Source organism: Hafnia alvei, from assembly GCF_964063325.1.
GTDB classification, from domain to species: Bacteria; Pseudomonadota; Gammaproteobacteria; order Enterobacterales; family Enterobacteriaceae; genus Hafnia; species Hafnia alvei_B.
Genome location: NZ_OZ061315.1, coordinates 1639424 through 1664185, shown reverse-complemented (window position 1 = coordinate 1664185; position 24762 = coordinate 1639424). Strand labels below are relative to the sequence as shown.

General features: G+C 48.8%; 24 protein-coding genes and 1 pseudogene. 17 read left to right on the top strand and 8 right to left on the bottom strand.

Going from position 1 to position 24762, the window contains the following annotated elements:
* Nucleotides 1–19: 19 nt before the first annotated feature.
* From AB3Y96_RS07900 to AB3Y96_RS07890, 3 genes are all read right to left on the bottom strand, one after another.
* Entirely contained in the window at nt 20–1420 is a 1401-nt protein-coding gene (locus tag AB3Y96_RS07900; protein ID WP_367298898.1) for a M24 family metallopeptidase, read from the bottom strand.
* 162 nt (nt 1421–1582) lie between these two features.
* Nucleotides 1583–1951, bottom strand: a complete 369-nt coding sequence (locus tag AB3Y96_RS07895) for a helix-turn-helix domain-containing protein (protein ID WP_072309157.1) — start codon at nt 1949–1951, stop codon at nt 1583–1585.
* A 25-nt stretch (nt 1952–1976) separates the two neighbouring features.
* Nucleotides 1977–2591 (bottom strand): FMN-dependent NADH-azoreductase, encoded by a 615-nt coding sequence (locus AB3Y96_RS07890; protein ID WP_367298897.1) that lies wholly within the window; start codon nt 2589–2591, stop codon nt 1977–1979.
* Nucleotides 2592–2727: 136 nt separating this feature from the next.
* On the opposite strand from AB3Y96_RS07890, the gene AB3Y96_RS07885 reads away from it, so the two are divergent.
* From AB3Y96_RS07885 to AB3Y96_RS07805, 17 genes and pseudogenes are all read left to right on the top strand, one after another.
* Nucleotides 2728–3645 (top strand): LysR substrate-binding domain-containing protein, encoded by a 918-nt coding sequence (locus AB3Y96_RS07885; protein ID WP_072309155.1) that lies wholly within the window; start codon nt 2728–2730, stop codon nt 3643–3645.
* Nucleotides 3646–3866: 221 nt separating this feature from the next.
* The gene (artP, locus tag AB3Y96_RS07880; RefSeq protein ID WP_025800926.1) at nt 3867–4595 is read left to right on the top strand and encodes an arginine ABC transporter ATP-binding protein ArtP; all 729 of its coding nucleotides are present in this window, start codon (nt 3867–3869) and stop codon (nt 4593–4595) included.
* Between the two features lie 68 nt (nt 4596–4663).
* Entirely contained in the window at nt 4664–5395 is a 732-nt protein-coding gene (gene artJ / locus AB3Y96_RS07875; RefSeq protein WP_367298896.1) for an arginine ABC transporter substrate-binding protein, read from the top strand.
* Nucleotides 5396–5562: 167 nt separating this feature from the next.
* Nucleotides 5563–6279 carry an arginine ABC transporter permease ArtQ gene (artQ, locus tag AB3Y96_RS07870; RefSeq protein ID WP_367298895.1) on the top strand — a complete coding sequence of 239 codons (717 nt, stop codon included), beginning with the start codon at nt 5563–5565 and terminating at the stop codon, nt 6277–6279.
* Nucleotides 6279–6947, top strand: a complete 669-nt coding sequence (gene artM / locus AB3Y96_RS07865; protein WP_072309153.1) for an arginine ABC transporter permease ArtM — start codon at nt 6279–6281, stop codon at nt 6945–6947. Before artQ ends, artM begins: the two co-directional genes overlap by 1 nt.
* Before the next feature lie 230 nt (nt 6948–7177).
* Nucleotides 7178–7909: an arginine ABC transporter substrate-binding protein gene (gene artJ, locus AB3Y96_RS07860; protein ID WP_072309152.1), complete on the top strand. Its 732-nt coding sequence runs from the start codon at nt 7178–7180 to the stop codon at nt 7907–7909.
* Between the two features lie 511 nt (nt 7910–8420).
* The gene (locus AB3Y96_RS07855; protein WP_367298894.1) at nt 8421–10934 is read left to right on the top strand and encodes a type VI secretion system Vgr family protein; all 2514 of its coding nucleotides are present in this window, start codon (nt 8421–8423) and stop codon (nt 10932–10934) included.
* The gene (locus tag AB3Y96_RS07850) at nt 10931–13102 is read left to right on the top strand and encodes a DUF3274 domain-containing protein (protein WP_367298893.1); all 2172 of its coding nucleotides are present in this window, start codon (nt 10931–10933) and stop codon (nt 13100–13102) included. Before AB3Y96_RS07855 ends, AB3Y96_RS07850 begins: the two co-directional genes overlap by 4 nt.
* On the top strand, nt 13102–13827 hold the full coding sequence (locus AB3Y96_RS07845; protein WP_367298892.1) for a hypothetical protein: 726 nt from the start codon (nt 13102–13104) through the stop codon (nt 13825–13827). Before AB3Y96_RS07850 ends, AB3Y96_RS07845 begins: the two co-directional genes overlap by 1 nt.
* A gap of 50 nt (nt 13828–13877) precedes the next feature.
* Nucleotides 13878–14597 carry a hypothetical protein gene (locus tag AB3Y96_RS07840; protein ID WP_367298891.1) on the top strand — a complete coding sequence of 240 codons (720 nt, stop codon included), beginning with the start codon at nt 13878–13880 and terminating at the stop codon, nt 14595–14597.
* Between the two features lie 80 nt (nt 14598–14677).
* Nucleotides 14678–15855 (top strand): annotated as a pseudogene (locus AB3Y96_RS07835) (IS3 family transposase).
* Nucleotides 15800–16084 (top strand): hypothetical protein, encoded by a 285-nt coding sequence (locus AB3Y96_RS07830; protein ID WP_367298890.1) that lies wholly within the window; start codon nt 15800–15802, stop codon nt 16082–16084. Before AB3Y96_RS07835 ends, AB3Y96_RS07830 begins: the two are co-directional and overlap by 56 nt.
* Before the next feature lie 50 nt (nt 16085–16134).
* Nucleotides 16135–16854, top strand: a complete 720-nt coding sequence (locus AB3Y96_RS07825; protein WP_367298889.1) for a hypothetical protein — start codon at nt 16135–16137, stop codon at nt 16852–16854.
* Nucleotides 16855–16860: 6 nt separating this feature from the next.
* Complete coding sequence (locus tag AB3Y96_RS07820) at nt 16861–17352, top strand: hypothetical protein (protein ID WP_072309319.1); 492 nt, start codon at nt 16861–16863, stop codon at nt 17350–17352.
* A 73-nt stretch (nt 17353–17425) separates the two neighbouring features.
* Nucleotides 17426–17680 carry a PAAR domain-containing protein gene (locus tag AB3Y96_RS07815; RefSeq protein WP_367298888.1) on the top strand — a complete coding sequence of 85 codons (255 nt, stop codon included), beginning with the start codon at nt 17426–17428 and terminating at the stop codon, nt 17678–17680.
* Nucleotides 17680–19104 carry a hypothetical protein gene (locus tag AB3Y96_RS07810; protein ID WP_367298887.1) on the top strand — a complete coding sequence of 475 codons (1425 nt, stop codon included), beginning with the start codon at nt 17680–17682 and terminating at the stop codon, nt 19102–19104. Before AB3Y96_RS07815 ends, AB3Y96_RS07810 begins: the two co-directional genes overlap by 1 nt.
* A gap of 275 nt (nt 19105–19379) precedes the next feature.
* Nucleotides 19380–19868, top strand: a complete 489-nt coding sequence (locus AB3Y96_RS07805) for a methylated-DNA--[protein]-cysteine S-methyltransferase (protein ID WP_367298886.1) — start codon at nt 19380–19382, stop codon at nt 19866–19868.
* Here AB3Y96_RS07805 and rlmC read toward each other — a convergent pair.
* The 5 genes from rlmC to potG form a co-directional block, all read right to left on the bottom strand.
* A complete protein-coding gene (gene rlmC, locus AB3Y96_RS07800) occupies nt 19856–20989 on the bottom strand; it encodes a 23S rRNA (uracil(747)-C(5))-methyltransferase RlmC (protein ID WP_367298885.1) in 1134 nt (377 codons plus the stop codon). The genes AB3Y96_RS07805 and rlmC overlap by 13 nt on opposite strands.
* A 101-nt stretch (nt 20990–21090) precedes the next feature.
* A complete protein-coding gene (locus AB3Y96_RS07795) occupies nt 21091–21588 on the bottom strand; it encodes a YbjO family protein (protein WP_072309314.1) in 498 nt (165 codons plus the stop codon).
* Between the two features lie 152 nt (nt 21589–21740).
* Nucleotides 21741–22586, bottom strand: a complete 846-nt coding sequence (gene potI / locus AB3Y96_RS07790) for a putrescine ABC transporter permease PotI (protein WP_025800918.1) — start codon at nt 22584–22586, stop codon at nt 21741–21743.
* Complete coding sequence (gene potH, locus AB3Y96_RS07785; RefSeq protein WP_367298884.1) at nt 22586–23548, bottom strand: putrescine ABC transporter permease PotH; 963 nt, start codon at nt 23546–23548, stop codon at nt 22586–22588. Before potH ends, potI begins: the two co-directional genes overlap by 1 nt.
* 10 nt (nt 23549–23558) lie before the next feature.
* Nucleotides 23559–24692, bottom strand: coding sequence for a putrescine ABC transporter ATP-binding subunit PotG (gene potG / locus AB3Y96_RS07780; RefSeq protein ID WP_040045867.1), 1134 nt, complete (start codon nt 24690–24692; stop codon nt 23559–23561).
* Nucleotides 24693–24762 lie beyond the last annotated feature (70 nt).

Genomic DNA, 24762 nt, shown 5'->3' with positions numbered 1-24762 from the left:
CAGCCCTTACGCGTTCTCATCACTCGCAGCAAAGACTCATGTCTTTATTCAGCAAGTAAGGCCGTAAATAGCCCACCAAATTGGATAACGGCAGAATATCCTCGCCTAATGCAATGTTGAGATGCTCAATAATATAGGCTCTGCGCTGTTGAATACGCTGCCAAACCTGAGGATATTCACCCGCAATCTGCTCGCGAAGTTCAGCATTAGCAATAGCCACACACTCTTCGGCGCTGGCACCGGCGTAGCCCGCAACCGAGGGAATAATATCGATTTGCAGCAGCATTCCGCTGTGTATTTTAGCCTGTGAACCCGAATAGATTGGCGAACTCATCCACTCTTCATCGGCAACCAGATGGCCCGGGTTAAGATGCCAGCCGTATTGCGCTTTAGGTAACACCGTCTCGATGCGTTGATAAACATCATCCCCTTTCACGCCAATTGCCATGTATTCAAGCCATGCAACAACGGCGCGGTAATAAGGTTTTGCTACGGCGTTGACATAATTCTGCTGGTCATGCGGCAAATCATTTTGCTCATAGGCAACGTAGCCGCCACGGCTGGATAAACCGCCTTTGTAGCTGGTCGTCAACGAGGCACGATCTGACAACGTAATACGATTCTCACCCGGATATAAACGCGCATTTTTAAACCGCTGGCCAAACGCGGCAATAGTCACCACGTTATTTGGCTGCCCATCCGCCGTGAGATAATGCCCAATCTCTTTTTCGGTTTTATTCAGCTCTATGGCGTTCATCGCCTGTAACATACAGCTTGAGGCTAAATTTGCGCCATATTCATAATGGGCAATTTCGTTGGCCGAATTGATGACTCGCGCCCCGCTGTCTCCGCCAATAAATAAATGCGTCGCGTTGCAGATCTGAGCTTGAGGAGAAACGACGCGCTGAATAGCGTTCATCATGAAATAAGGCAGATCAAAAATCTGCTCGTTATTTTCTGTTGGGCTGGTGAACATTTTCCACCCCACAATGCCCACGGAAGACGCGTGATGAATTCCGGTATCTTTCAGCGCCTGAGCCAACGTCATTGGGTTATCCATCGGCTGATTAGGCAGCGAGAAATGAGGTACACAGATGGCCTGATTGGCAATTCGCGCATGCTGGGACATTTTCATGTTTTCATTGCCCAACAATAAAAAAGCGTCCCCTGACGCAGCAAGAACTAATAACGCTTCTTCAAATCGAGGGATAAACCCCGTCAGATATTCAAAATTAGCCCCGTGCTCTTTGTCGGCATAAATCACCAGATAGTCATGCCCTGATGCCTTCATACGCGCCAACACACGATCTAGGCGAAGCTGAAGGGTTTCATCCAGCAGCTCTACCTGTTGAGCATCTGGAAATACCTGTGGCTGAGGTACAGACTTTAAAACAATACTCTTCTCTTTCAGTGGATCCATGCTGACTCTCCCTTTAGCTCGCGCAGTCATCATCTAAGTCACAACAATAACCGCGATAATAGCGGAATTAAGTCAGGGAGAGAGAACGCTGTTCTGAATAGCTGAGCTCGCCTGCAAAAATCATCGTGGTTCGAATAATTGTTTTCTTTGCGTTTAATTTATCTAGATTGGGTAGGTGAAATTCTGAGCAGAGGCATCAGCGCTTGCGCGATATGACCCTGGCGCAATACCAAATCGTTTGCGGAACATACGGGTAAATGTCTGCTGATTATCAAACCCACAGGACAACGCAATATCCAACACCCGACGATCGGTTTTACGCAACGCCAGCGCCGCGCGCGTAAGCTTGCGGTTGCGAATATAGCTAGCAATGGTTTTGCCAGTGACGGCTTTAAATTTGCGCTGAATATGCCATTTGGAATAACCCGACTGGCGTGAAACATCATCAATCAGCAATTTGTCGTCGATATGGCTTTCAATCCAATTCACTAGATCGGTCACAATGAGATGGTCGTATTGTTGTGTTGTCATTATTCTCTCCCTTTTGAATTCAGCCTTAATCGATACAAACGGTATTTTTTATCTCTTCCAATGCCATACGTTGCGCCTCCGAGCGACCTGGATGCGTTTTATCGACGCCCTCGGCGCGAATAATTTTGACGTTTTTTAACCCCATCAAAGATAGCGCCGAAACTAAATAAGGCTCCTGAAAATCCATCGCTCGGTGAGCATCGTCGGCGTAGATACCGCCTCGCGTTGAGGCAATAAATACCGGCTTATCCGCAATCAGCCCTTGTGCTCCTTGTGAGGTAAAAGCAAAGGTTTTCCCCGCCTGACAGACCTGATCGATCCAAGCTTTGAGATTAGTCACGATGGAGTGATTAAACATGGGCGCGCCAATCACCAGCGCATCGCACGTTTTGAGCTCTGTAATAGCCTGATTGGCAGCATCAACCGCCAGAATAACCTCGTCGCTGCATCCCACGATGCCATTACGCATCGCGTTGAATACGGCTTCGGTTAAATGTGGCGGCGGCGTTAATCCAACATCTCGGTAGATGACGGATTGAATACGATGATTTTCCTGTAGCTGTGCAACGATCGCGGCGCTCAGCACGCGCGAGGTCGATTGGGTGATAAACGGGCTTGAGTCGATATGCAGCAGTTTCATTCTGATCCCTAAAGATATTCTGTTTTTAAAACATAATTTTTTTAAACAAAAATTAGCTGCTGTTAGATTAATGGTTGCAATTACAGAGCGAAATATCTAATTTCTGGAAACATTGTTGCAAAAACGAGACAATAAAATGAAATGCGATCTCAACGATATGCTCTATTTCGTTCATGCCGTCGATCATCAGGGCTATACCGCAGCGGCTAAAGCGCTCGGTGTATCGAAATCTTTGCTAAGCCGCCGCATCGCGTCGTTGGAAGACAGCCTTGGCGTGCGCCTACTGCAACGCTCCACCCGCAGCTTTAACGTCACAGATTTAGGGCTTAAGTTTGCCGAGCAGTGCCGTTTGGCGGTGCAGCAGGCTCAACTGGCCGAAGATTTGGTGAGTAATGCGTTGGCTTATCCAAGCGGTAAACTAAAAATTGCCGCGCCGGTGATGATGACGGAAGAGTTTATGGCTCCGGTGGTGTGCCGCTTCATCCAAAAATATCCCGATGTGGAAATTGAGCTGTTAGCGATGAACCGAGACGTTGATTTAACCACCGAAGGTATCGATATTGCGATTCGCCCAGAGCCGCTCCCGCTGCGCGACTCTAGCCTGCACGTAAAAACCCTGTGCATTGAGCACCAAATCTTGGTGTGTAGCCCAGATTATATCGCGCGTTTTGGCATGCCCAGCGATGTTTCAGAGCTCACGCAGCATGCAACAATAATCAAAAAAAGCGATGACAATAGCCGCCAATGGCGTTTGATTAATCTGCATAAAGAAAAAGTGACCCTTAACGTCACTCCACGCCTGATAACCAACAATATGCGCGCGGTAGTTTATGCGGCCATTAACGGCGTCGGAATTACCTGTCTGCCGCGGTTTATCTGCTTAGATCTGATTGATTCCGGTGAGCTGGTACACGTTTTACCCGAGTGGACTAACGAACCTCACTCAATCCATGCCTTATATGAGTCTAAACGCGGTCAAACGCTGCTGTTCAAAACCTTTTTAGACTATCTAAGTCAGGCTCTGAATGAAGTGCGCCGTATCAACAAAACCTGATACCCTCGTTTGTTGAAGCTGAATTCATTCACTTTGTATGCATTCAGCCAAGCGGATTTAGTCGAGTCTGGGCAAATGCGCCAGTTTTCCGGTAAAAAGGTGATATTGTGCTAATCTTAAGCGATTAAGAGGTGCGGTAATAAATTTTAACGCACAAAGATTGCATAAGTATTCTGTGGAAGTTAACATTTGCATCATCAATGGCTATTCAGTAAACGCGCATGAGTATTCAAATAAACGGCATTAATTGCTTTTACGGCGCACATCAAGCGCTGTTCGACATCACTCTGGAATGTCCTGCGGGCGAAACCTTGGTATTACTGGGGCCGAGCGGTGCAGGTAAAAGTTCTCTCCTGCGGGTATTAAACCTGCTTGAGATGCCTCGTTCCGGACAACTTTCTATTGCGGGTAATCAATTCGATTTCAGCCAAACACCGGGTGAAAAAGAGATCCGCGAGCTACGTCGTAACGTCGGGATGGTGTTCCAACAGTACAATCTGTGGCCACATCTGACCGTGATGCAAAACCTGATTGAAGCACCGTGCAAAGTTTTGGGGCTGAGCAAAGCTCAGGCCGTGGAACGCGCGCAAAAATTGCTGCAACGCCTGCGTCTAACAGACTATGTAGATCGTTTCCCGCTGCATCTTTCTGGTGGTCAACAGCAGCGCGTGGCCATCGCTCGTGCTCTGATGATGGAACCTCAGGTTTTACTGTTCGATGAGCCAACCGCGGCGCTTGACCCAGAAATTACCGCTCAGATCGTTAGCATTATTCGCGAGCTATCTGAAACCGGCATCACACAGGTTATCGTGACTCACGAAGTAGAAGTGGCACGTAAGACCGCCAGCCGCGTGGTGTATATGGAACAAGGCAGAGTGATTGAGCACGGCGACGCCAGCCATTTTGCTCACCCACAAACCGAAGCGTTTGCTGGTTACCTGTCTCACTAACGGCTAGATTGACGCTTTAACAGGGTCGTTTTGACCAAACTATTAGCTAACAGAAGTTGGAGTCTGCGATGAAAAAAATCATAATTGCCACAGTATTAGCCGGTATCAGCGTCTCTGCATCAGCGGCGGAAACCATTCGTTTTGCTGCCGAAGCTTCTTATCCTCCCTTTGAATTCATGGACGCAAATAACCAGATGCAAGGGTTTGATATCGATCTGGCCAATGCCATCTGTAAACAGATGAAAGCGACCTGTACTTTCACCAATCAGTCTTTCGATAGCTTGATCCCAAGTCTGAAATTCAAACGTATCGATGCGGTTATTTCCGGTATGGATATCACCCCAGAGCGTCAGAAACAGGTGGCGTTCACCGCGCCATACTATGACAACTCTGCGCTGTTCATCGCTGAGAAAGGCAAAGTTGCCGACATCGCCGCGCTGAAAGGTAAACGCGTTGGCATGCAAAACGGTTCAACTCACCAGAAATACCTGCAGGAAAAACACCCTGAAATTACGCCAGTTCCGTATGACAGCTACCAAAACGCCATTCTGGATCTGAAAAATGGCCGTCTGGATGCGGTATTCGGTGACACCGCGGTGGTGAACGAATGGCTGAAGCAGAATGCGACCTTGTCCGCCGTGGGCGACAAAGTGACCGATCCGAACTACTTCGGCACCGGTTTGGGCATTGCCGTGCGCCAGAACAACACGGAACTGTTGAATCAATTTAACACCGCGCTGAACCAGCTGAAGCAAGATGGCACCTATAAAACCATCTATAGCAAATGGTTCCAGCAGTAATATCTCTGATATCTTTGGCGCTGTTGCTAGGCTAACCGCCTCCATGCAGCGCCAATGAACGGGGATATATACCCTGCACTGTGAACGGGTATAGTGCCTATCTTTGTAGGCGTAATAAAAAGTATCATTTAGGCGTGTATAGCGCTTGATGGGATAGGCTCCAAGCAATGATTGAATTTCAACCTTTATTAAGCGCGGCGGGTATGACCGTTGGCCTCGCGCTTTGTGCATTAGTTCTTGGGCTGATATTAGCCATGATTTTCGCCGTATGGGAATCGTCAACCATTAAACCTGTGGCTTGGCTGGGCACCGCGTGGGTAACGCTGGTGCGCGGACTCCCTGAAATTCTCGTCGTGCTGTTTATCTATTTTGGTTCAGCGCAGTTGCTGATGGTGCTTTCAGACGGTTTTAATCTGAATCTGGGTTTTATCCAGGTCCCTATCCAGCTGAATATCGAAAACTTTGAGGTGAGCCCCTTCATTTGCGGCGTTATTGCGCTGGCGATGTTGTATGCGGCCTATGCCTCTCAAACCCTGCGTGGCGCACTGAAAGCCGTTCCTGAAGGACAGCGCGAAGCCGGTCAGGCATTAGGATTAAGCAAAAGCGCCATTTTCTTCCGTTTGGTCATGCCGCAGATGTGGCGTCATGCGCTGCCGGGATTGGGTAACCAATGGCTGGTACTGCTGAAAGATACCGCTCTGGTTTCATTGATCAGTGTGAATGATTTAATGTTGCAAACCAAAAGCATTGCTACCCGAACTCAAGAGCCGTTTACGTGGTATATGGTTGCCGCGGCGATTTATTTGATTATCACCCTTTTCAGCCAATATATTCTGAAACGAATCGAACTGCGTACCACACGCTTTGAGCGGGGGAACGCCTAATGTTTGAATACATTCCCGATATTATTCAAGGATTACCGACCAGCCTGACGCTGACCGTGGTTTCCTTGTTGGTAGCTTTGGTACTGGCTTTGCTGTTTACCATCGTGTTGACCCTACGCCCAATCGTACTGACTCAGCTAGTGCAGGGCTATATCACGCTGTTTACCGGCACTCCGCTGCTGGTGCAAATCTTCCTGATCTACTATGGCCCAGGCCAGTTTGACTGGATAAAGCAGACGCCATGGCTGTGGAATATGCTGTCGCAGCCTTGGCTGTGCGCAATGGTTGCCTTGGCGCTGAACAGCGCGGCGTATACAACTCAGCTGTTCTACGGCGCGGTGAGGGCCATTCCATCGGGTCAATGGCAATCCTGCGAAGCTCTCGGTATGTCACGCAGTCAGACGCTACGTATTTTGCTGCCGTTCGCGTTTAAACGTGCACTGTCGTCCTATTCCAACGAAGTGGTGTTAATTTTCAAAAGTACGTCTTTGGCATACACCATCACCTTGATGGAAGTTATGGGCTACAGCCAGCAGATGTATGGTCGCACTTACGACGTGATGGTGTTCGGCGCAGCGGGCGTGATTTACCTGTGCGTAAATGGTTTACTCACGTTAATTATGCGTATGGTTGAACGTCGCGCCTTGGCCTTCGAACGCAGAAATTAACTTAATTATCTAGAATACCTACTAAAAGCCAGCCATCGCGCTGGCTTTTTTTGTATCGATAAAAGTGAGCATTAAATATTTAACCAAATATATTGCATATAAATTCACTTAATGGCAAAGTCAATTCTGTTCACTTAGCCGTCATTTCGCATGAACGTCGTTCCGTTCGCGCGAATACCTCAAAACAAAGACGGTCGCCTAAAGATACTATTTCAGACAGGAGTTCTACGATGAAAAAGCTGATGGTTTGTGCATTACTGGCAGGAATGAGCGCTACCGCAACCGCAGCGGAAACTATCCGCTTTGCCTCTTCTGCCACCTATCCACCGTTTGAATCCATGGATTCAAACAACCAGATCGTTGGCTTTGACATGGATTTGGCCAAGGCGCTGTGCAAACAGATGCAGGCAACCTGCACATTCACCAATCAGGCCTTCGACAGCCTGATCCCAGCGCTGAAATTCAAACGTTATGACGCCGTGATTTCGGGCATGGATATCACGCCGGAGCGCCAAAAGCAGGTCACCTTTACCCAGCCCTATTACGCTAACTCCGCCATTATCATTGCAGACAAAGGCAAATATAAAACCTTCGCTGATATGAAAGGCCTACGCGTGGGGATGGAAAATGGCACCACCCATCAGAAATATTTGCAGGATAAGCATCCTGAAATTAAAACCGTGGCCTATGACAGCTATCAAAACGCGATTCTAGATCTGAAAAGTGGCCGTTTAGACGGCGTATTTGGCGATACTGCGGTCGTCAATGAATGGCTGAAAAACAATCCTAATCTCGCCGCCGTGGGCGATCACGTGACCGATGCGCAATATTTCGGTACCGGCTTAGGGATTGCCGTTCGTCCTGAAAATACGGCTCTGCTGGCGCAGCTCAATAAAGCGCTGGACGATATCAAAGCCAATGGGACGTACAAAAAAATTAACGACCAGTGGTTTCCGCAATAACACGGTTGTTTGGTCATTCTAACCAATCACGTTAGGAAGCCATACCCATACAAGTGACTTAAACTACGTCAAACGTATAGCACGCTGTTCGGATAGATAGACAACGCTGAGAGCGCCGGTTCAGCACCGGCGAGCTCTTAGATAAATATGAAAACCAATCTGCAGGCTCTTGCTGTTCATTTCACAAACTAAAAAATACTTTTATTATTCACTCAATTAGGCGTTGCCTCTAGCAAGGGCTGTGCGCTGATCCTCTTACCTGCCCCAACGAAAGCGGCATTACATCTTAAGCGCTATCACGTCTTCGCTTCATTTGGACTCCAAAATCCTAAAAACAATAATTAAAGCCTTCTAACTGTCAGGGATCACAAGTTAATACGTTTTACTCTCACTTTCAGAATTAAACCCTTTCATTAGTAAGGCTAATCATTTATATAAGAAACGTTAACCGATCCGACATCAACGTTAGCTTATCGCGGAGCGGTATTGGCATTAAATATGGAGATTTATTTTGGCCAGCCATTCCCCCAAAGAAACGCTAAACCGTTATTTGCTTGAGATATTACATAGCAATGTGATGACTGACGTTGAGTCATTCACCGGTCATGAAGCACTCAGTACCCCCTATCGCTATACCATCCGGTTCACCTCCCCCACAAAAGACATATCGCCCAAAGATATCCTAAATCAACAGGCCACATTGTTGATGCGTGCGCCGAATACCGCATGGTCGAGCTATCTTGAAAGCAGTGAAAAGTGGCTGGAGACACGGCGAATTGAAGGTGTTTTCACGGCTTTTGAGCGCATTAGCACCTCGGCTGATGAGTCACTTTATGAGGTTGAACTCTCACACCCTTTAGCGCTGTTGGAAAGAACACGGCGCCACGCGATTTATCTCGATACAACCGTTCCAGAGTTAGTGAAACAAATCCTCAAAAGCCATAATTTTGAAGGGTATGAAATTGATTTTGATAACCTGTCATGTCGCTACCCGCATCGGGAAATGATTACCCAGTGGGGCGAAACCGATTTGCAGTTTATTCGACGCCTGCTGTCCGAGGTCGGGATTTGGTTCCGCTTTGAGGCTCACCCTGAACATGCGTTTATCATTGTGATGGTCTTTGCTGATAACCAGCAGCGCTATATCTTCGATCATAAAATCAACCACATTAATACGAGTGGCTTATCGAGTAACAGCTACGCAGTTCACAGCTTAAAAGCGCGTCATTGTATTGTACCGGCTGAAGTCGTCGTCAGAAATTATGATTACCGGCTAGGTGGCGCGCAAACGTTGGAAACACAGGCAGATATTGCGCGTCAAGACACGACAACCTACGGCAGTGAATACCACTACGCCGATATTCACCACGCACCCGGCGATCGATGGCAGCAAGATCAAGACGCAGAAACAACGTGGTTCTATGCCCGTATTCGCCATGAATATTTACTCAACCAACAGACTCAGCTTTCGGCAACGGCTGACAGCCCAAATGTCACGCCAGGGATGGAATTAACGATTGCCGGAGATATACCTGAAGCCTTTGCATCAGGATTTATTGTGACCTCCATGGTCGCTAAAGCGTCTCGCAAAAATGCATATTGTGTTGAACTCAGCGGTATTCCCTACAGCGAAGAGATCTGTTTCCGTCCAGAGCGACTTCCTCGACCTTGCATCAGCGGTACCGTTCCAGCACGCGTGTCATCGCTGACGGCAAACGATCGCTATGCCCATCTCGATGCCAAAGGACGTTACTGGGTTAAATTTGATTTTGACCGACAGGATGAAGAAAAGGGCCATGAAAGTATGTTGGTTCGTTTGGCTCGTCCTTATGCAGGCGATACCTACGGCCATCACTTTCCGCTGTTAGACAATACGGAAGTCGGCATTGCCTTTGAAGGCGGCGATCCAGAGCGCCCCTACATTGCCTACGCCATGCACGATGAGCACAATCCCGATGTGGTGACTCATCGAAACAATACGCGCAATGTGATCCGTACCCCTGCGAATAACAAAATTCGCCTTGAGGATAAGCGCGGAGAAGAGCATATCAAGGTCGCCACCGAGCTGGGGAAAACCCAGCTCAATATGGGGCATTTAGTCAACGCGGAGCATGCGCTACGAGGAGAAGGGTTTGAGGTCAGAACCGATAAAAAGGGAACGCTGCGCGCCGCCGAAGGGATCTTAGTTACCACAGAGCCTCAAACTCGCGCCCAAGGCAAGCAGCTGGATATGTCTGCGACCATACGCCAGCTCGAGCAGGCGCTAACGCTGGCAAAAACTTTGCAGCAGAGCGCCAGTATCGCACAGGCAACGCCGGTTGATGCCACCAAACAGCAACAGCTGCAACAAGCACTCAATGGCCTCTCTCAACCGGGGATGTTGCACTACGCCGATGCGGGGATAGCACAGGTGACCCCCGCTTCCCTCCAGCTCTCGGCGGGCGAAGATGTGGTGTTAACCGCAGGGAACAGCAGCAGCATTAACGTCCTCAAAAACCTATCCGTGGCCGTAGGGCAAGGGATCTCCGCCTTTGCGCGCAAATTAGGCATTAAGCTTATTGCCGCTTCCGGCGATGTCACGATGCAGGCACAAAAAGGGGCCATCGGCATTCTTGCTGACCAACAGTTTAGTATAACCAGTGTTAATGGGCAGATGGTTTTGAGTGCCAAAAAAGGTCTACAGCTGGTATGCGGCGGCGGTGGATTACGCGTGAATACGGATGGTTCTGTCGAGATATTCTCGCCCACCAAGATTTCACAAAAAGCCCCGGTGCTGGTGTACCAAGATGGCGAAAGTGTCAAAACCATGGCTCCCGCCTTTGAGTCCGGTACGTTCGCCCGTCGTTTTGCTTTACATGCCGATGGCGATCCTAAACAGGTGATTGCCCACCAGAAGTTCCGCTTAACTAAATCCAACGGTGAAGCCGTGGAGGGGATCACGGATGCACAAGGATGCTCTCCCCTACTCGACATGACTGACTTAGAACAGGTGACAATGGAACTGCTCCATGGAGAAACCGCATGAATACCCCGTCGTCAAAAAATAGCAAACCTAGTCCTTACAATCCCACTATCGTGGCCAAAAATGAACTTGGGGTAGATGCTAAAACCGGTGGCGCAATGACCACCTGCTATGTCGGTCTCAAACGCCCGATGCCCTGTATCGTTATTCTGGTGCATGGCGTAAATGACGTGGGCGAGGCGTACCAAAACCAAGAGTCCGGTATGATTGCGGGCCTCAACCAGCGGTTGGGCAGAGACGATTTGTATCCGCATGAGTGGAAGGATTACGCCCTTGAGGAGGAGACGCCGCAAATGCGCGTTTGTGGTCCGGGCCGTTCACCGGTGATCCCATTTTATTGGGGGTACAAACCGGTCGATCACGCAACATGGGAAGCGGACCAACGCGAATATCGTGCGGCGATGAAAAAGAGCAAGAACAGCGCAGAGACCCCGCTGCCGTATGATGCTTATCAGGAAAATAATCCTGATAAATTAAAAAAATACGGTAACGACAATAACAGCCGATTCGCTAATGACTGTTTTGGTAATGTGCTGGACTCCACCGCGGCGAAAGGCGGCGGCACGTTTGCTAATGCCACCACGTCATTACCCGATATGCTTGGGCCCGGTGCCGGAGGGGTGGTCATGGCGGCCATTGGCTTTATGTCGAGGACCAACTGGATAAACGACGGTGATTTTACGCATCCCATCTATGACAATCCCCATCGTATCTACCAGTTCTTTGCCGCTCAGCGACTAGCTGATTTGATACTGACGATTAGACAAAATAAGCCCACCGAGCACGATACGATTAATATCGTGGCACACAGTCAAGGCACGCTGATCACCATGCTGGCCAATATGTTGGTTAAACAGGAAGGTGCCGATCCCGCCGACTGCGTGATCCTCAACCACTCTCCCTACGCGCTAGCCAATACAGTGATGGAAGGCGTGCAAGATGGCCATCACCAAACAGACAAAGCACGTCAGGAGACATTCAAGCACTTCTGCCAGCTGATGGCGACCAACCCGCACGCCAGTGCCGACGGGCAACACTCGGCTGCCGATACCCAAAGATTAAAAGACCGTGTGTGTTTACCGCGAGAATCTCATTGGGATACCGATCCTCGTTACAGCCGAAATAACTTTGGCAAGGTTTACAACTACTTTTGCCCAAACGATGGCACCGTATCTCTCAGAAGCGTGCAAGGCTTTGGCTGGCGAGGCATTCCTGATGCAATAGCAAACAGCATTCCGAATCTGCGCCAGCGGGTGTTTTATCAAAATTATCCGGTTGGGGGAGCGCCAGCGTCCACGCCGTTCAGAAAACCACCCGCTGGCAGCGGTGACTACGCTTATTCCGGCAAAACTAACCAGCCCTACAGCTATTCCGATGTCACTCCTAACGGCGAGGCTCTGCCAAAGGTATTCAGCTTCAGCTTACAAGGCCAATATAACGACGAGAAGGTGAATAAAAAGTATCAGCACAACATCGAAAAGGGCAGTCAGGACGAAAATATATCCTATTCCGCCCGCGCCAATGCGCTAAAACGCGCGGCCCCGCCTAAAGTGGTGAATTTACCTTACAGCCTGCGTTATCAAACTATCGGACATGTGCTTACCCCCAGTGAACTGGCCGTGGTGAGTGTTGATCAGCCAACGCCGGTGATCAGTGGGCGAGTTGTGGGCACTAACGACGCGAATAAAATGCTGGAACTGCGCTGTGAAAAAACCAAACAGCAGCTTGAAGATGAGTGGCGAAAAAGCGATCCGGTCACCTACAGCCAGCACTCTTCCATTGTCGCCAACCCCGAGGTGCCTAAAATGGCGATGGCCTACGATTTAGCCATCGGACAATGTCTGGCGTTTGAACTGCAGGGTGGCCAGTTTTGGAACAGCCTGCTATGGCGCGCAGATTGGCGAAATAAGAACAACCCCAATATACCGGCTAAAAAATACTACCAGACAGGAATATTGCCAAAAATTGATACTAAGAAATATATGAATAAGGCGGATGAAGTTCTGCCAACGGGGGATTTTGGTGTCGTGAATGCATTTTACAATGCCAGTAAAGTTATTCCCGCTCGATACCCTGAAGTTGAGAATAAAGAGGTAGCTCGGCTGCAATGGGAAATGCCTAAACCAGCAGACTATGGCGAAGTTCCTTATCAATACGGCGAGGATGCCTAATGAATACCAATATCGCTCTGATAGGCAGTCTGCTCTCGACAGTACTCATGGCGGGATGTCAGGCCAAAAAAAGTGAAATTCCAACGCAGGTTATTTACCGTTTTGATGACCATCGGTATTTGGAACTCAAAGGCTACTACTGTGAAGGGGCACTTTGGTATGTCGATACCCAACGAGGCATTAAGTCAGAGGTTATGGACAAATTCTATCGCGCATTTGGTGGGAAATATGTTCATCCCTCAGAACGATATATTGCTATCACTGATTGGGATATTAGCGGTTTTATGGTTTCGAAAGATTATGGTCAGACTTGGCGTAATGCACATTACGCCTCGGTTCCCTATGGCGTAGAACCCGGCGGCGGAACCAGTCCCGATCGTGAAAACGTGGTGTCTTTCACCGTCGTGAATGACCAAGGTTTTTTGCTCACCAAGCAAGGCCACCTCTATGTCAGCTCTAAACCCTTCGATGACCCTAGAGTCCTCCCTGGAGGACCCGGTATCGATTACACCTTCACCTACGATGGCAAAATAGGCACAGGACGGATCGATCCCCGCTCACCAGGACAAAAATGGGGAATGTCATACATTGAACTCAGCACGCTGAAAGGCCAGACGAATGAAGAAAAAGCCGAATGGCAAGGGCTACCCACCAAAGTCCCTGAGGTAAAAAACTATACCGGTTGGGATCATATGCAATGCGATCCTGATTTGGGGTTGGAATAGGTATGAGGCTAGTTAGGGGCGGTTCCGTATCAATACGGCGAGGATGCCTAATGAACATAAATATCGCTCTGATAGGCGTTCTGCTCTCAGCAGCATTAGCCACAGGTTGTCAGGCCAAAAAAAGTGAAATTCCAACGCAGGTTATTTATCGTTTTGATGACCATCGGTATTTGGAACTCAAAGGCTACTACTGTGAAGGGGCACTTTGGTATGTCGATACCCAACGAGGCATTAAGTCAGAGGTTATGGACAAATTCTATCGCGCATTTGGTGGGAAATATGTTCACCCTTCAGAACGCTATATTGCTATCACTGATTGGGATATTAGCGGTTTTATGGTTTCGAAAGATTATGGTCAGACTTGGCGTAATGCGCATTACGCCTCGGTTGGCTTTGGCGTAGAACCCGGCGGTGGAACCAGTCCCGATCGTGAAAACGTGGTGTCTTTCACCGTGGTGAATGACCAAGGTTTTTTGCTCACCAAGCAAGGCCACCTCTATCTCAGTTCTAAACCCTTCGATGACCCAAGAGTCCTCTCTGGAGGCACCGGTATCGATTATACGAACCCCTATGATGGATCTCCCGAACATATATCGCCTCAATCTCCGGGCCCCAAATGGGGATTAGACTATGTTGAGCGGAGCTCCATCGGTCAATTGACGTCGCAGTACCACACAAACTATCAAGGCTTACCCACCAAAGTCCCTGAGATAAAAAACTATACCGGATGGGATCATATGCAATGCGATCCTGATTTGGGGTTGGAATAGGCATGAGTGAAGTGGAATACTAAATCTGGCCACCTGAATAGAGGTGATATCATCGCCTCATAGTCAAAACAGGTGACATTATGACCGGACGTAACAGACGCAATTTTAGCCCCGAGTTTCGCCTCGAAGCTGCCCAGCTTGTACTCGATCAGCACTACAGCGTTGCCGCCGCTGCAACAGCAATGAATGTCGGTAAATCCACGATGGATAAATGGGTTCGCCAGCTTAAAGAAGAACGCGCAGGGAAATCCCCAAAGGCCTCTCCGATGACGCCTGAGCAACTTCGCATTCGTGAATTAGAAAAACGACTACAACGTGTTGAAATGGAAAACGATATATTAAAAAAGGCTACCGCGCTCTTGATGTCAGACTCCCTGAACAATTCTCGTTAGTTGAGAAACTCAGGACGCGGTTTCCTGTTGCCTTTATTTGCAATGTGTTCGGGATCCATCGCAGTAGCTATCGGTACTGGCTAAGCCGACCGCAGAAACCTGATGCAAAACACATCGTTATACTTAGCCTTAGTTCGTGAAGTTCATCATGCCAGTAATGGCTCTGCGGGGGCCCGGAGCATTGCCGATATGGTCAGCGCAAAAGGTGTTCCGTTGAGTCGCTGGCGGGCCAGTAAGATAATGAAAGAGCTGAATATTATTAGTTGCCAGCAACCGGAGCATCGCTACAAAAAAGCCACAAAAGAGCATGTGGATATCCCTAATCATCTGGATCGCCAGTTTGCAGTAACGGAACCTAATCAGACCTGGTGCGGCGACGTGACCTACATCTGGACGGGCAAACGCTGGGCTTATCTGGCGGTTGTTCTGGATTTATTTTCTCGCAAGCCAATAGGCTGGGCGATGTCGTTTTCTCCGGACTCAGTTCTGACAGGAAAAGCATTAACGATGGCCTGGGAAACCAGGGAAAACCGGCTGACGTTATGTATCATTCTGACCAGGGAAGTCACTATACCAGCAGGGAATTCAGACGGTTATTGTGGCGTTATCGTATAAAGCAAAGCATGAGTCGACGAGGGAACTGCTGGGACAACAGCCCAATGGAACGATTTTTCCGCAGCCTGAAATCAGAATGGGTCCCGAACTGTGGATACGTTAATTTTAGCGAAGCAAATAGATCAATAACGAATTACATCATTGGTTATTACAGCCAGCTCAGACCCCACCAATATAACGGTGGCTTAACACCCAATGAATCAGAGCGATTGTTCTGGAAAAACTCTAAAACTGTGGCCAGTTTTTGTTGACCACTTCAATTACACCTTCACCTACGATGGCAAAATTGGCACAGGACGGATCGATCCTCAGTTCCCAGGGGAAAAATGGGGAACGTCATACATTGAACTGAGCACGCTGAAAGGCCAGACGAATGAAGAAAAAGCCGAATGGCAAGGGCTACCCACTAAAGTCCCTGAGGTAAAAAACTATACCGGTTGGGATCATATGCAATGCGATCCTGATTTGGGGTTGGAATAGGCATGAGGCTGGTTAGAGGCGGTTCCGTATCAATGCGGCGAGGATGCTTAATGAACACCAATATATCTCTGGTAGGCGTTCTGCTCTCGACAGTATTCATGGCGGGATGTCAGGCCAAAAAAAATGAAATTCCAACGCAGGTTATTTATCGTTTTGATGACCATCGGTATCTGGAACTTAAAGGCTACTACTGCCAAGGAGCACTTTGGTATGTAGATAACCAACAAGGTATCAGATCAGAGATTATGGATAAGTTTTACCGTGCATTTGCTGGTAAATTTCAACATCCATCGGAACGCTATATGGCTATTCCTGACTGGGATGTAGATGGATTTGCTGTTTCAAAAGACTATGGAAGAACATGGAAAATAGCCACCTACGCCTCTGTCGCCTATGGCGTCGAACCTGATGGTACAACTAGCCCCAAGCGTGAAAACGTGGTGTCTTTCACCGTGGTGAATGACCAAGGTTTTTTGCTCACCAAGCAAGGCCACCTCTATCTCAGTTCTAAACCCTTCGATGACCCAAGAGTCCTCCCTGGAGGTCCGGGTATCGATTACACCTTCACCTACGATGGCAAAATTGGCACAGGACGGATCGATCCTCAGTTCCCAGGGGAAAAATGGGGAACGTCATACATTGAACTGAGCACGCTGAAAGGCCAGACGAATGAAGAAAAATCCGAATGGCAAGGGCTAACCACCAAAGTCCCTGAGGTAAAAAACTATACCGGTTGGGATCATATGCAATGCGATCCAGATAAGGAGTAAAACAGAATGAATGGAAATATTAGATTACTAACACTTATGGCTACGGTAATGCTTTTTGCAGGATGCGCAAATAGCCAGCATGATGCATTACAAAAAGCGTCAACCACGACTTCAGCAAACACATCAGAAACTGAAACTACGTCTGAATGCCCAGATTTTTCAGGAACCTATAAAGTTGAAGGCGGAAAATCACGTTTCTACGTTGAAAAAACGACCTCCTCAACGTATCTCTTTACGATTGAAACTCCCTATGACCCACCAATAACGCAATCAGCGTCGGTGAAACGTTCTAATAAAGAACAATCCACATTCTGTACTCTAGACATTGATGGATTTGGAACAATATCACCATGGGAAAAGGGGAGTATTTATCATATTACGTTTGACTCGAGAGATTTCGAGAAAGTTATCAATACGGATTACATATTAAAACTCAAAAACCTTCGCCCAGTGCAATATGGCGTTGATTTTGGTGTATATGGACTCACTAAAAAATAAGTTATAGCGAATGAATAGCCTGAATACAGAAAGCTAATTATTTAATTAATACTCCTTCAATAAAGGTTAATGAATGAAAGGTGTTATTCGCTTGGGTGATCCACTCAGCAATGGCGGAACAGTGATCAGTGCATCCGGGCCAGACTTTATGGGAAAAAATGTGATGTTACTCGGGGACATGGTGAGTTGTTCGCTACATGGACAAAAAACAGCGGCGCAATGTCATCCAACTTGGATGATAAATGGTAAAGCGGTGGTCGTTGACGGGTGTAAAGCTCAATGTGGGTGCTCCATAAACACAACCTTACCCAATGCAGGAGTGGAATAATGCGCTGGAATATTCCCCCCGCCAACCCCATGCCTAGGCCAACGCGCTATCCTTGGCTGGTGGTTTCTCTGATATTTATTGCCCTCGTTATTATTTTTTTTGTGGCTACCCTACTCAATTGGCCAACAGGAAAACTTGTTGATAACAGTTTCATCCATCGAGCATTCTTACTTCCCGCATCAGTGGGTTTTCTCATCGCAGGAATCGTTCTCTTCGTCAAAGTCTCGGAAAACTTCGCATGGCATACACGGAATTACCTCTATGGCTGCCTGAAACAACGATGGAAATATTGGGGACGGAGCCATCTCCTACTCCATGAACATGCTTCACTGTCTTCTCTTGACGATCTTGCTTTAAAAATACTGCGCCTAGAAGGTGAATTCCCTACCGCACCGGCCACGCCACTTGAAATCGATAATGACAGTGGCGAGCAATTTGAGTCAACGAGACTACAGCTAATTCTCACATCAATACTGAAACCGCTTGAGAAAACGCTCTCGTTCCAAGGCAGCGACTTGAGCCTATGGCTTTATGTTCATGGCGGAAGTGAGGATAACGTTGATGAATTAAAAACAGTGCTCAAAGAGCTATCCATCCCAGCCATAGAGAAACATAAAATCCATTGGCTATCAGAGTGTCCCGACCTTGCGCTATTAAATACATGGATAGATACGCCATTCTCTGAGCGCCGGCTGTTGATCGTTGTTGACCTCCACACAGAAGACAAAGCATCCTTTTGCGAAAATGCGCAGGCATTCCTCTTCACACACCCTGATGCACATAACAAAGGGTTTTATTCCGTACAAAAGCCCAGTGAAACGCCTCTCTATTGGTTTCGTACTCTAGAGAGCTCAGCCTATAAACTGGCTGAAGATAGCCGTACCTATCTCGCTGTCGAGCATATTGCAGATGGAACAGGACAACACTTATGGCACAGCGGCTTAGATAAGCAGGAAAAATACGGTTTATATGCGGCATTGGATGGCATCGAGAGCAGTGCATCAGGACAAAACCGTCATGATGTCAATTTTAGCCTAGGCGACCACTCTGATGGGCAAATTTGGCTAGCATCGGCTCTGGCCGCAGACGCCGCGCGTTACGGACAAGGTAGCCAACTCGTATCTGGCACCAAAGCAGATAGTTTTCAGCTTGGTTTGTTATCGATTCGTCCGCCAAAGGAAACCTTTACGCCTGAAAATCACAGCCCAATACTTGATTCCGTCCTATGCAGCAGCGTGGCCTATTTGCCTCTTATGGGGCTTATTTTCGAAGTGGGATATATAGCCAATAATAACAACGCAAAACTAGACAGCATCTATATCTGGCTCATTATTGGGGGATTCATTTCATTTTTCGTTATGGGCATTGTGACTCGATTCATCATCGAACGTGGAATTGAAGAAGAGATAGGTATGTATTTATAGCTAGCACTAAATGATAAACGTTCTTAAATTCCAGATAGCATCAGAATACTTAAATATCGCTCAAAGCGGATTTTTTGCTGACTGTTTTATTCATATTCCACATTCATGCTTCCACTAAAATTACACCGCTTTCACCTAAAGCCTCTCCCGCATCGGGAGAGGGGTCGCTGAAATTCCGAATCTCATCCCTTATCCTTCATGGTAATACCCTCCCTCGCCGCGTTTTGCTACCTTAGCGCAATTAACGTGGACTAAACCAAACTCAGGGAGATTTCATGTACCACGCACTTTATTCCTCGCCCGTTGGCATGCTCAGGCTAGTTTCGGATGAACAAGGGCTGCGCCAGCTGTGGCTGCCCAATGAGATTGAAGAAAAGATCTGCCCTTCCGAGTGGGTTGAAGATGGGGGTTTCTGCATCAATCGCCAGATCCGCGACTGTTTAGATGCCTATTTTGCGGGGGAAAAACGACGCTTTGATAACCTGCCGCTGGCGCCCGTCGGTACGCCGTTCCAACAGTCGGTATGGCAGGCATTACTCACCATCCCATACGGCACCATCAGCCACTACTCGGTGATTGCCAATGCGTTAAACAATCCGAAAGCCGTGCGGGCCGTGGGCGGCGCAGTGGGAAGAAACCCTATTTCGATTCTGATACCCTGCCATCGCGTGCTCGGCAAAGATCTCTCTTTGACCGGTTATTCGGGCGGATTGCCAATCAAAAAAGCCTTGCTCGAGCTTGAGAAAATCAGCTATCGATCCTGACGAACTAACATGGTTAACACTTCGTAGTGTGCCGTGTGCGGGAACATATCGAAGAGCTGTACTTGTTCGATGCGGTAATTTCCCAAGCGTGCAATATCCACAGCCATCGTCTGCGCATTACAGCTTGAATAGAGAATGTAGTGCGGAGACATGGCGCTGAGATAAGCGCAAAGCTCAGCCCCAATTCCACGGCGCGGCGGATTAACTAACACCAGTTCGGGTACTTCGCCTTCGGCAGTGGCAAAGCGCGTTGAATCCAGTGCGGCAAACTGGACGTTATGCAGGCCAATTTGCTGCGCAGAGCGCGTGGCGCAGGCGATGGCTTCCGCGCTAATCTCAATGCCGGTGAGTTTCATCTCCGGCGTTGCACAGTGCAATCCAAAGCCCCCCACGCCACAGAACAGATCCCACATGCTGCCGACATTCAGCTCACGCACCCAGTCACGCGCGGTGGCATACAGCGCTGCGGCAACCTGAGGATTAGTTTGGAAAAAACTCTGTGGCCGAATATACAGCGGGATTTGGTTAAACGACTCTTCCAGCGCCTGCTGTTCGGTAAGAAAGACTTCTGTCTCCCCTTCCAAAATAGCCATATGCACCGGTTGAATATTGGCCGTGATCACCGCGAGCTGAGGCAGTTGCTGCTGCAACCAAGGCAACGCCTGCCGTAGCTGCGCTAACTTAGTTTCCGAGCGCAATACAAAGCGCAGCATAAGCTGGCCATTTTTTTGGCTTTCAGTAAGCAGCAAATATTTTAGCTCGCCGCGTTTACGTTCTACGTTGTAAGGCGTTAATCCTGCACGAGCGATAAACACTTTGAGCGCATCGAACACCGCTGCAAAGGCGTCGGGATAAAGCGGGCATTCGCATAAATCAACCGCCGTGCCATCACGATGCAGCATGCCTAGCAGCGGGCGTTCTACGCTGCCGCTGACAACCATCTTAGCTTTATTACGAAATGCCTGTTCTGCACTGCTAACAACCGGTAGCCAACGTCCGACCGGCAAGGCAGACATCAGCGCTTCTAGCTGCTGCTGTTTCTGGGTGATTTGTTGGGCGTATGGCGTTTCAAGCCACTGACAAGAGCGACAGGTTCCCGACTGGTACAGGGCACAGTGCATATCACAAAGACTCTATTGAATAAGAAAAGATGGGGTTACGACGGCGCGGATTGTAGCATAAAGGCATAGGTTCAGGCGAAACACCGACGGTAAATAACGCGTTAGCTTACCCTGCGGCGGTTTTGCAAACCAAAATAACGGCGGCTAGTAAGAGGAACAAACAGCAGAGCTAAAATCATGAGCTCAGGGATTTTTAAACGCACCAGCTCAGCAAAAATTTCACTGCCGGTTTCTCCGTTTACGCTGAACATTTCAGGATGGAACCAACCAAGGGAGGCCAGCAACATATAGCCTATTACCGTAATCTGACAGCCCAAATACCCCCAGCGCCCCCAGTTCTTTCCCTGGATGACGGCCAGTCCACAGGCAATCTCAATGCTCAGCACCATAATGCTGGCGATACAAAGCAGCATAGAATCCCAGTTTTGTACGCTATCTGAAATAAACGCGCTTAAACCGTCAAAGCCCAGCTCATGGAGTAACAGCAAAAATCCAAGCGTATGGATACCGATCATTGCCGTGCCGGCAATTAATACAGGTACCGGGGCCAAAGCCCATTTTTTCAGCATTTCATGCCGGTTACGCAGTATTTCTGACATCTTATTCCATAAGCTAGCCTGAAAAACTCATAATAGGACAAATTATGTTATTCAGGCTAGCGGTTTATGATCTTTATGTTTCAAATTAACGCGTTACAGACCCTGTTTATTCACACGTTCACTGATTAAATCTGCGGGAATAATAACCATAGTTAGCCGCCTGCCGCTTTTCTGATCTCTTTCAACCGCTGTTTTTCCGTTCTGGCCATAAACCACCACGCAATCAGCCCAATCACTCCAACCACCAGCAGAATAATACTGGCCAGCGCGTTAATTTCAGGGTTAACGCCCATACGCACGCTGGCAAACACCAGCATTGGTAACGTCGTTGAGCCCGGCCCCGCCACAAAACTGGCAATAACCAGATCGTCGAGCGACAGCGTAAATGCCAACAGCCAGCCGGAAACCAGCGCGGGGGCAATCATGGGAATGGTGATCACAAAGAACACCTTCAGCGGCGTTGCGCCAAGATCCATCGCCGCCTCTTCCAACGATTTATCCAACTCACGCAAGCGCGAGCTGACCACCACGGTGACATAGGCCGTACAAAAGGTCACATGCGCCATCCAGATCGTCAGCATACCGCGTTCTGCAGGCCAGCCGATCAGGTGTCCCATTGCCACAAACAGCAGTAGCAATGAGAGCCCAGTGATCACATCGGGCATCACCAGCGGCGCTGTCAGCATGAATGCAAACCCGTTTGATCCGCGAAAGCGGCCAAAACGAACCATCACCACCGCCGCCATGGTGCCAAGAATTGTCGCCATCGTAGCCGCAGCAGCGGCAATCGTTAGGCTTAATCCCACCGCGCTAATCATCACTGAATCATGGAATAACACGCTGTACCAGCGCGTTGACCACCCTGCCCACACCGTGACCAGTTTAGAGCTGTTGAAGGAGTAGATGACCAACAGCAGCATCGGGGCGTACAGGAAGAAAAAGCAAACCACCAAAATCACAATACGCCACGGCGAGCGCACAACCGGTAAAGTATTCATTAGTGCGCCCCCAGTTCTTTATTCTGATATTTGTGGAACAGCATGATCGGCACGATCAACAGTAACAACATCAAGATCGCCACTGCCGAAGCCACTGGCCAATCGCGGTTGTTAAAGAACTCCTGCCACAGCACGCGCCCAATCATTATGCTATCCGGCCCGCCTAGCAGTTCAGGAATAACAAACTCCCCCACGGCGGGAATAAAGACCAGCATCGAGCCCGCGATAATTCCGCCTTTGGTTAAAGGAACGATAATTTTAAAGAAGGTTTTCATTGGCCTAGCGCCGAGATCTAGCGCCGCTTCCACCAACGAGTAATCAATACGCGTTAGCGCGGTGTAAATAGGCAGCACCATAAAAGGCAGATAGGAGTACACCACACCGATGTATACCGCCGTGTTGGTGTGCAGAATAATCAATGGATGATCGATAACGCCGAGCCACAGCAGCACGTTATTCAGCACGCCGTTTTCTTTGAGTATTCCCATCCATGCATACACGCGGATCAGAAACGACGTCCAAGACGGTAAGATCACCAGCAGCAGCAAAATATTGCGCGTCGATGAACTGCTGTGCGCTACCGCCCACGCCAGCGGATAGCCAATGATTAAACAGCATATCGTTGAGACAGCGGCGATTTGCAGCGATTGAAGGTAAGCATCTATATAAAGCGGATCGTCAAACAGCTGGAAATAGTTGGCAAAATTCAGCGCAATATCTAGCTTGTCGTCCGCCCAAGTCATTAAATCGGTGAACGGCGGGATGGCGCGTGCCATTTCGGCCAGACTGATTTTAAACACCGTCAGAAACGGCAGTAAAAATAAGCAGATCAGCCATAGATAGGGCAAGGCAATAACCAGTTTGCGGCCATGCACACCGCGTAAACGGTAGAGCCACGCAGTGAATTTCCCCACCCGTTGAACCGGAGGGCGATCGCTGCGACTTGTAAACAGTGTAGACATCGCTACCTCCTCAGACGGTGAGAACTACGCAGCTATCGGCATCCCAACACAGCTTGATTTGGTCACCCCAGGTTGGCATGCCTTTACGGAAACGGTGACCGTTCTGTAACTGGGCGCTTATCATTTGCCCACTGAGCAGCTTAACGTGATAAATAGACAAATCACCAAGATAGGCAATGTGCACCACTTCTCCCGTTGCATAGTTGCAGCCGTCTTCCGGCGGCTCTTCGCACAGCAGAATTTTCTCTGGGCGCAAAGCAATCTGCACCGGAACGCCCTCAACCACGGCCGCATCGAGATCCACTTTGAGTGGATTCAATAAGCCAGGACTTTGGATCAGCAGCGCATCGTCTAACTGTTCTTTTAAGATGCCGTCAAAGACATTAACCGAACCGATAAACTCGGCGCTGTAGCGGCTATTCGGGTGCTCATAAATCTCCTCAGGTTCGCCGATTTGCACGAATTTCCCACGATTCATAATGGCAATTCGCCCCGCCATCGTCATCGCCTCTTCCTGATCGTGCGTCACCATTACGCAGGTCACGCCCACGCGCTCTAAGATATCTGCCACTTCCAGCTGCATGCGCTCACGCAGTTTTTTGTCTAATGCTCCCATGGGCTCATCCAGCAGCAGCAATTTTGGCCGTTTGGCCAAACTGCGCGCCAACGCAACACGCTGGCGCTGCCCGCCTGAAAGCTGATGCGGCTTACGTTTCGCATATTCTTGCATATGCACCAGCGACAGCATTTCTTCCACGCGCTGGCTGATTTCACCGCGGCTCAAGCGATCTTGCTTCAAACCAAAGGCAATGTTTTGCTCCACGCTCATGTGGGGGAAAAGCGCATAAGACTGGAACATCATATTGATGGGGCGCTGGTAGGGAGGCACGTGGGCTAAATCCTGCCCATCGAGGACAATTTGCCCGCTGGTAGGCATTTCGAAACCGGCAAGCATGCGCAGTAACGTGGATTTTCCACAGCCGGATGCGCCAAGCAGCGCAAAAATTTCGCCTTTATAAATCGTGAGATTGACGTCATCGACGGCAAGTTGCCCGTCAAAGGTTTTACTGAGATTGCGAATTTCCAACAGCGGCGTAAACGCTTTATGCACCTTAGGTGCCTGACGGGGGATAATATCATTCATTCGGGACGTCCTCGCTCTCGTACCTGATACAGACCCGGCTGCATCGACACATACCGCTCAACGAGCAGTG

Excerpts from the sequence above, each read along its gene's own strand:
- AB3Y96_RS07900 (WP_367298898.1), bottom strand. The coding sequence starts at position 1,420 with ATGGATCCACTGAAAGAGAAGAGTATTGTTTTAAAGTCTGTACCTCAG.
- AB3Y96_RS07895 (WP_072309157.1), bottom strand. The coding sequence starts at position 1,951 with ATGACAACACAACAATACGACCATCTCATTGTGACCGATCTAGTGAAT.
- AB3Y96_RS07890 (WP_367298897.1), bottom strand. The coding sequence starts at position 2,591 with ATGAAACTGCTGCATATCGACTCAAGCCCGTTTATCACCCAATCGACC.
- AB3Y96_RS07885 (WP_072309155.1), top strand. The coding sequence starts at position 2,728 with ATGAAATGCGATCTCAACGATATGCTCTATTTCGTTCATGCCGTCGAT.
- artP (WP_025800926.1), top strand. The coding sequence starts at position 3,867 with ATGAGTATTCAAATAAACGGCATTAATTGCTTTTACGGCGCACATCAA.
- artJ (WP_367298896.1), top strand. The coding sequence starts at position 4,664 with ATGAAAAAAATCATAATTGCCACAGTATTAGCCGGTATCAGCGTCTCT.
- artQ (WP_367298895.1), top strand. The coding sequence starts at position 5,563 with ATGATTGAATTTCAACCTTTATTAAGCGCGGCGGGTATGACCGTTGGC.
- artM (WP_072309153.1), top strand. The coding sequence starts at position 6,279 with ATGTTTGAATACATTCCCGATATTATTCAAGGATTACCGACCAGCCTG.
- artJ (WP_072309152.1), top strand. The coding sequence starts at position 7,178 with ATGAAAAAGCTGATGGTTTGTGCATTACTGGCAGGAATGAGCGCTACC.
- AB3Y96_RS07850 (WP_367298893.1), top strand. The coding sequence starts at position 10,931 with ATGAATACCCCGTCGTCAAAAAATAGCAAACCTAGTCCTTACAATCCC.
- AB3Y96_RS07845 (WP_367298892.1), top strand. The coding sequence starts at position 13,102 with ATGAATACCAATATCGCTCTGATAGGCAGTCTGCTCTCGACAGTACTC.
- AB3Y96_RS07840 (WP_367298891.1), top strand. The coding sequence starts at position 13,878 with ATGAACATAAATATCGCTCTGATAGGCGTTCTGCTCTCAGCAGCATTA.
- AB3Y96_RS07830 (WP_367298890.1), top strand. The coding sequence starts at position 15,800 with ATGAATCAGAGCGATTGTTCTGGAAAAACTCTAAAACTGTGGCCAGTT.
- AB3Y96_RS07825 (WP_367298889.1), top strand. The coding sequence starts at position 16,135 with ATGAACACCAATATATCTCTGGTAGGCGTTCTGCTCTCGACAGTATTC.
- AB3Y96_RS07820 (WP_072309319.1), top strand. The coding sequence starts at position 16,861 with ATGAATGGAAATATTAGATTACTAACACTTATGGCTACGGTAATGCTT.
- AB3Y96_RS07815 (WP_367298888.1), top strand. The coding sequence starts at position 17,426 with ATGAAAGGTGTTATTCGCTTGGGTGATCCACTCAGCAATGGCGGAACA.
- AB3Y96_RS07810 (WP_367298887.1), top strand. The coding sequence starts at position 17,680 with ATGCGCTGGAATATTCCCCCCGCCAACCCCATGCCTAGGCCAACGCGC.
- AB3Y96_RS07805 (WP_367298886.1), top strand. The coding sequence starts at position 19,380 with ATGTACCACGCACTTTATTCCTCGCCCGTTGGCATGCTCAGGCTAGTT.
- rlmC (WP_367298885.1), bottom strand. The coding sequence starts at position 20,989 with ATGCACTGTGCCCTGTACCAGTCGGGAACCTGTCGCTCTTGTCAGTGG.
- AB3Y96_RS07795 (WP_072309314.1), bottom strand. The coding sequence starts at position 21,588 with ATGTCAGAAATACTGCGTAACCGGCATGAAATGCTGAAAAAATGGGCT.
- potI (WP_025800918.1), bottom strand. The coding sequence starts at position 22,586 with ATGAATACTTTACCGGTTGTGCGCTCGCCGTGGCGTATTGTGATTTTG.
- potH (WP_367298884.1), bottom strand. The coding sequence starts at position 23,548 with ATGTCTACACTGTTTACAAGTCGCAGCGATCGCCCTCCGGTTCAACGG.
- potG (WP_040045867.1), bottom strand. The coding sequence starts at position 24,692 with ATGAATGATATTATCCCCCGTCAGGCACCTAAGGTGCATAAAGCGTTT.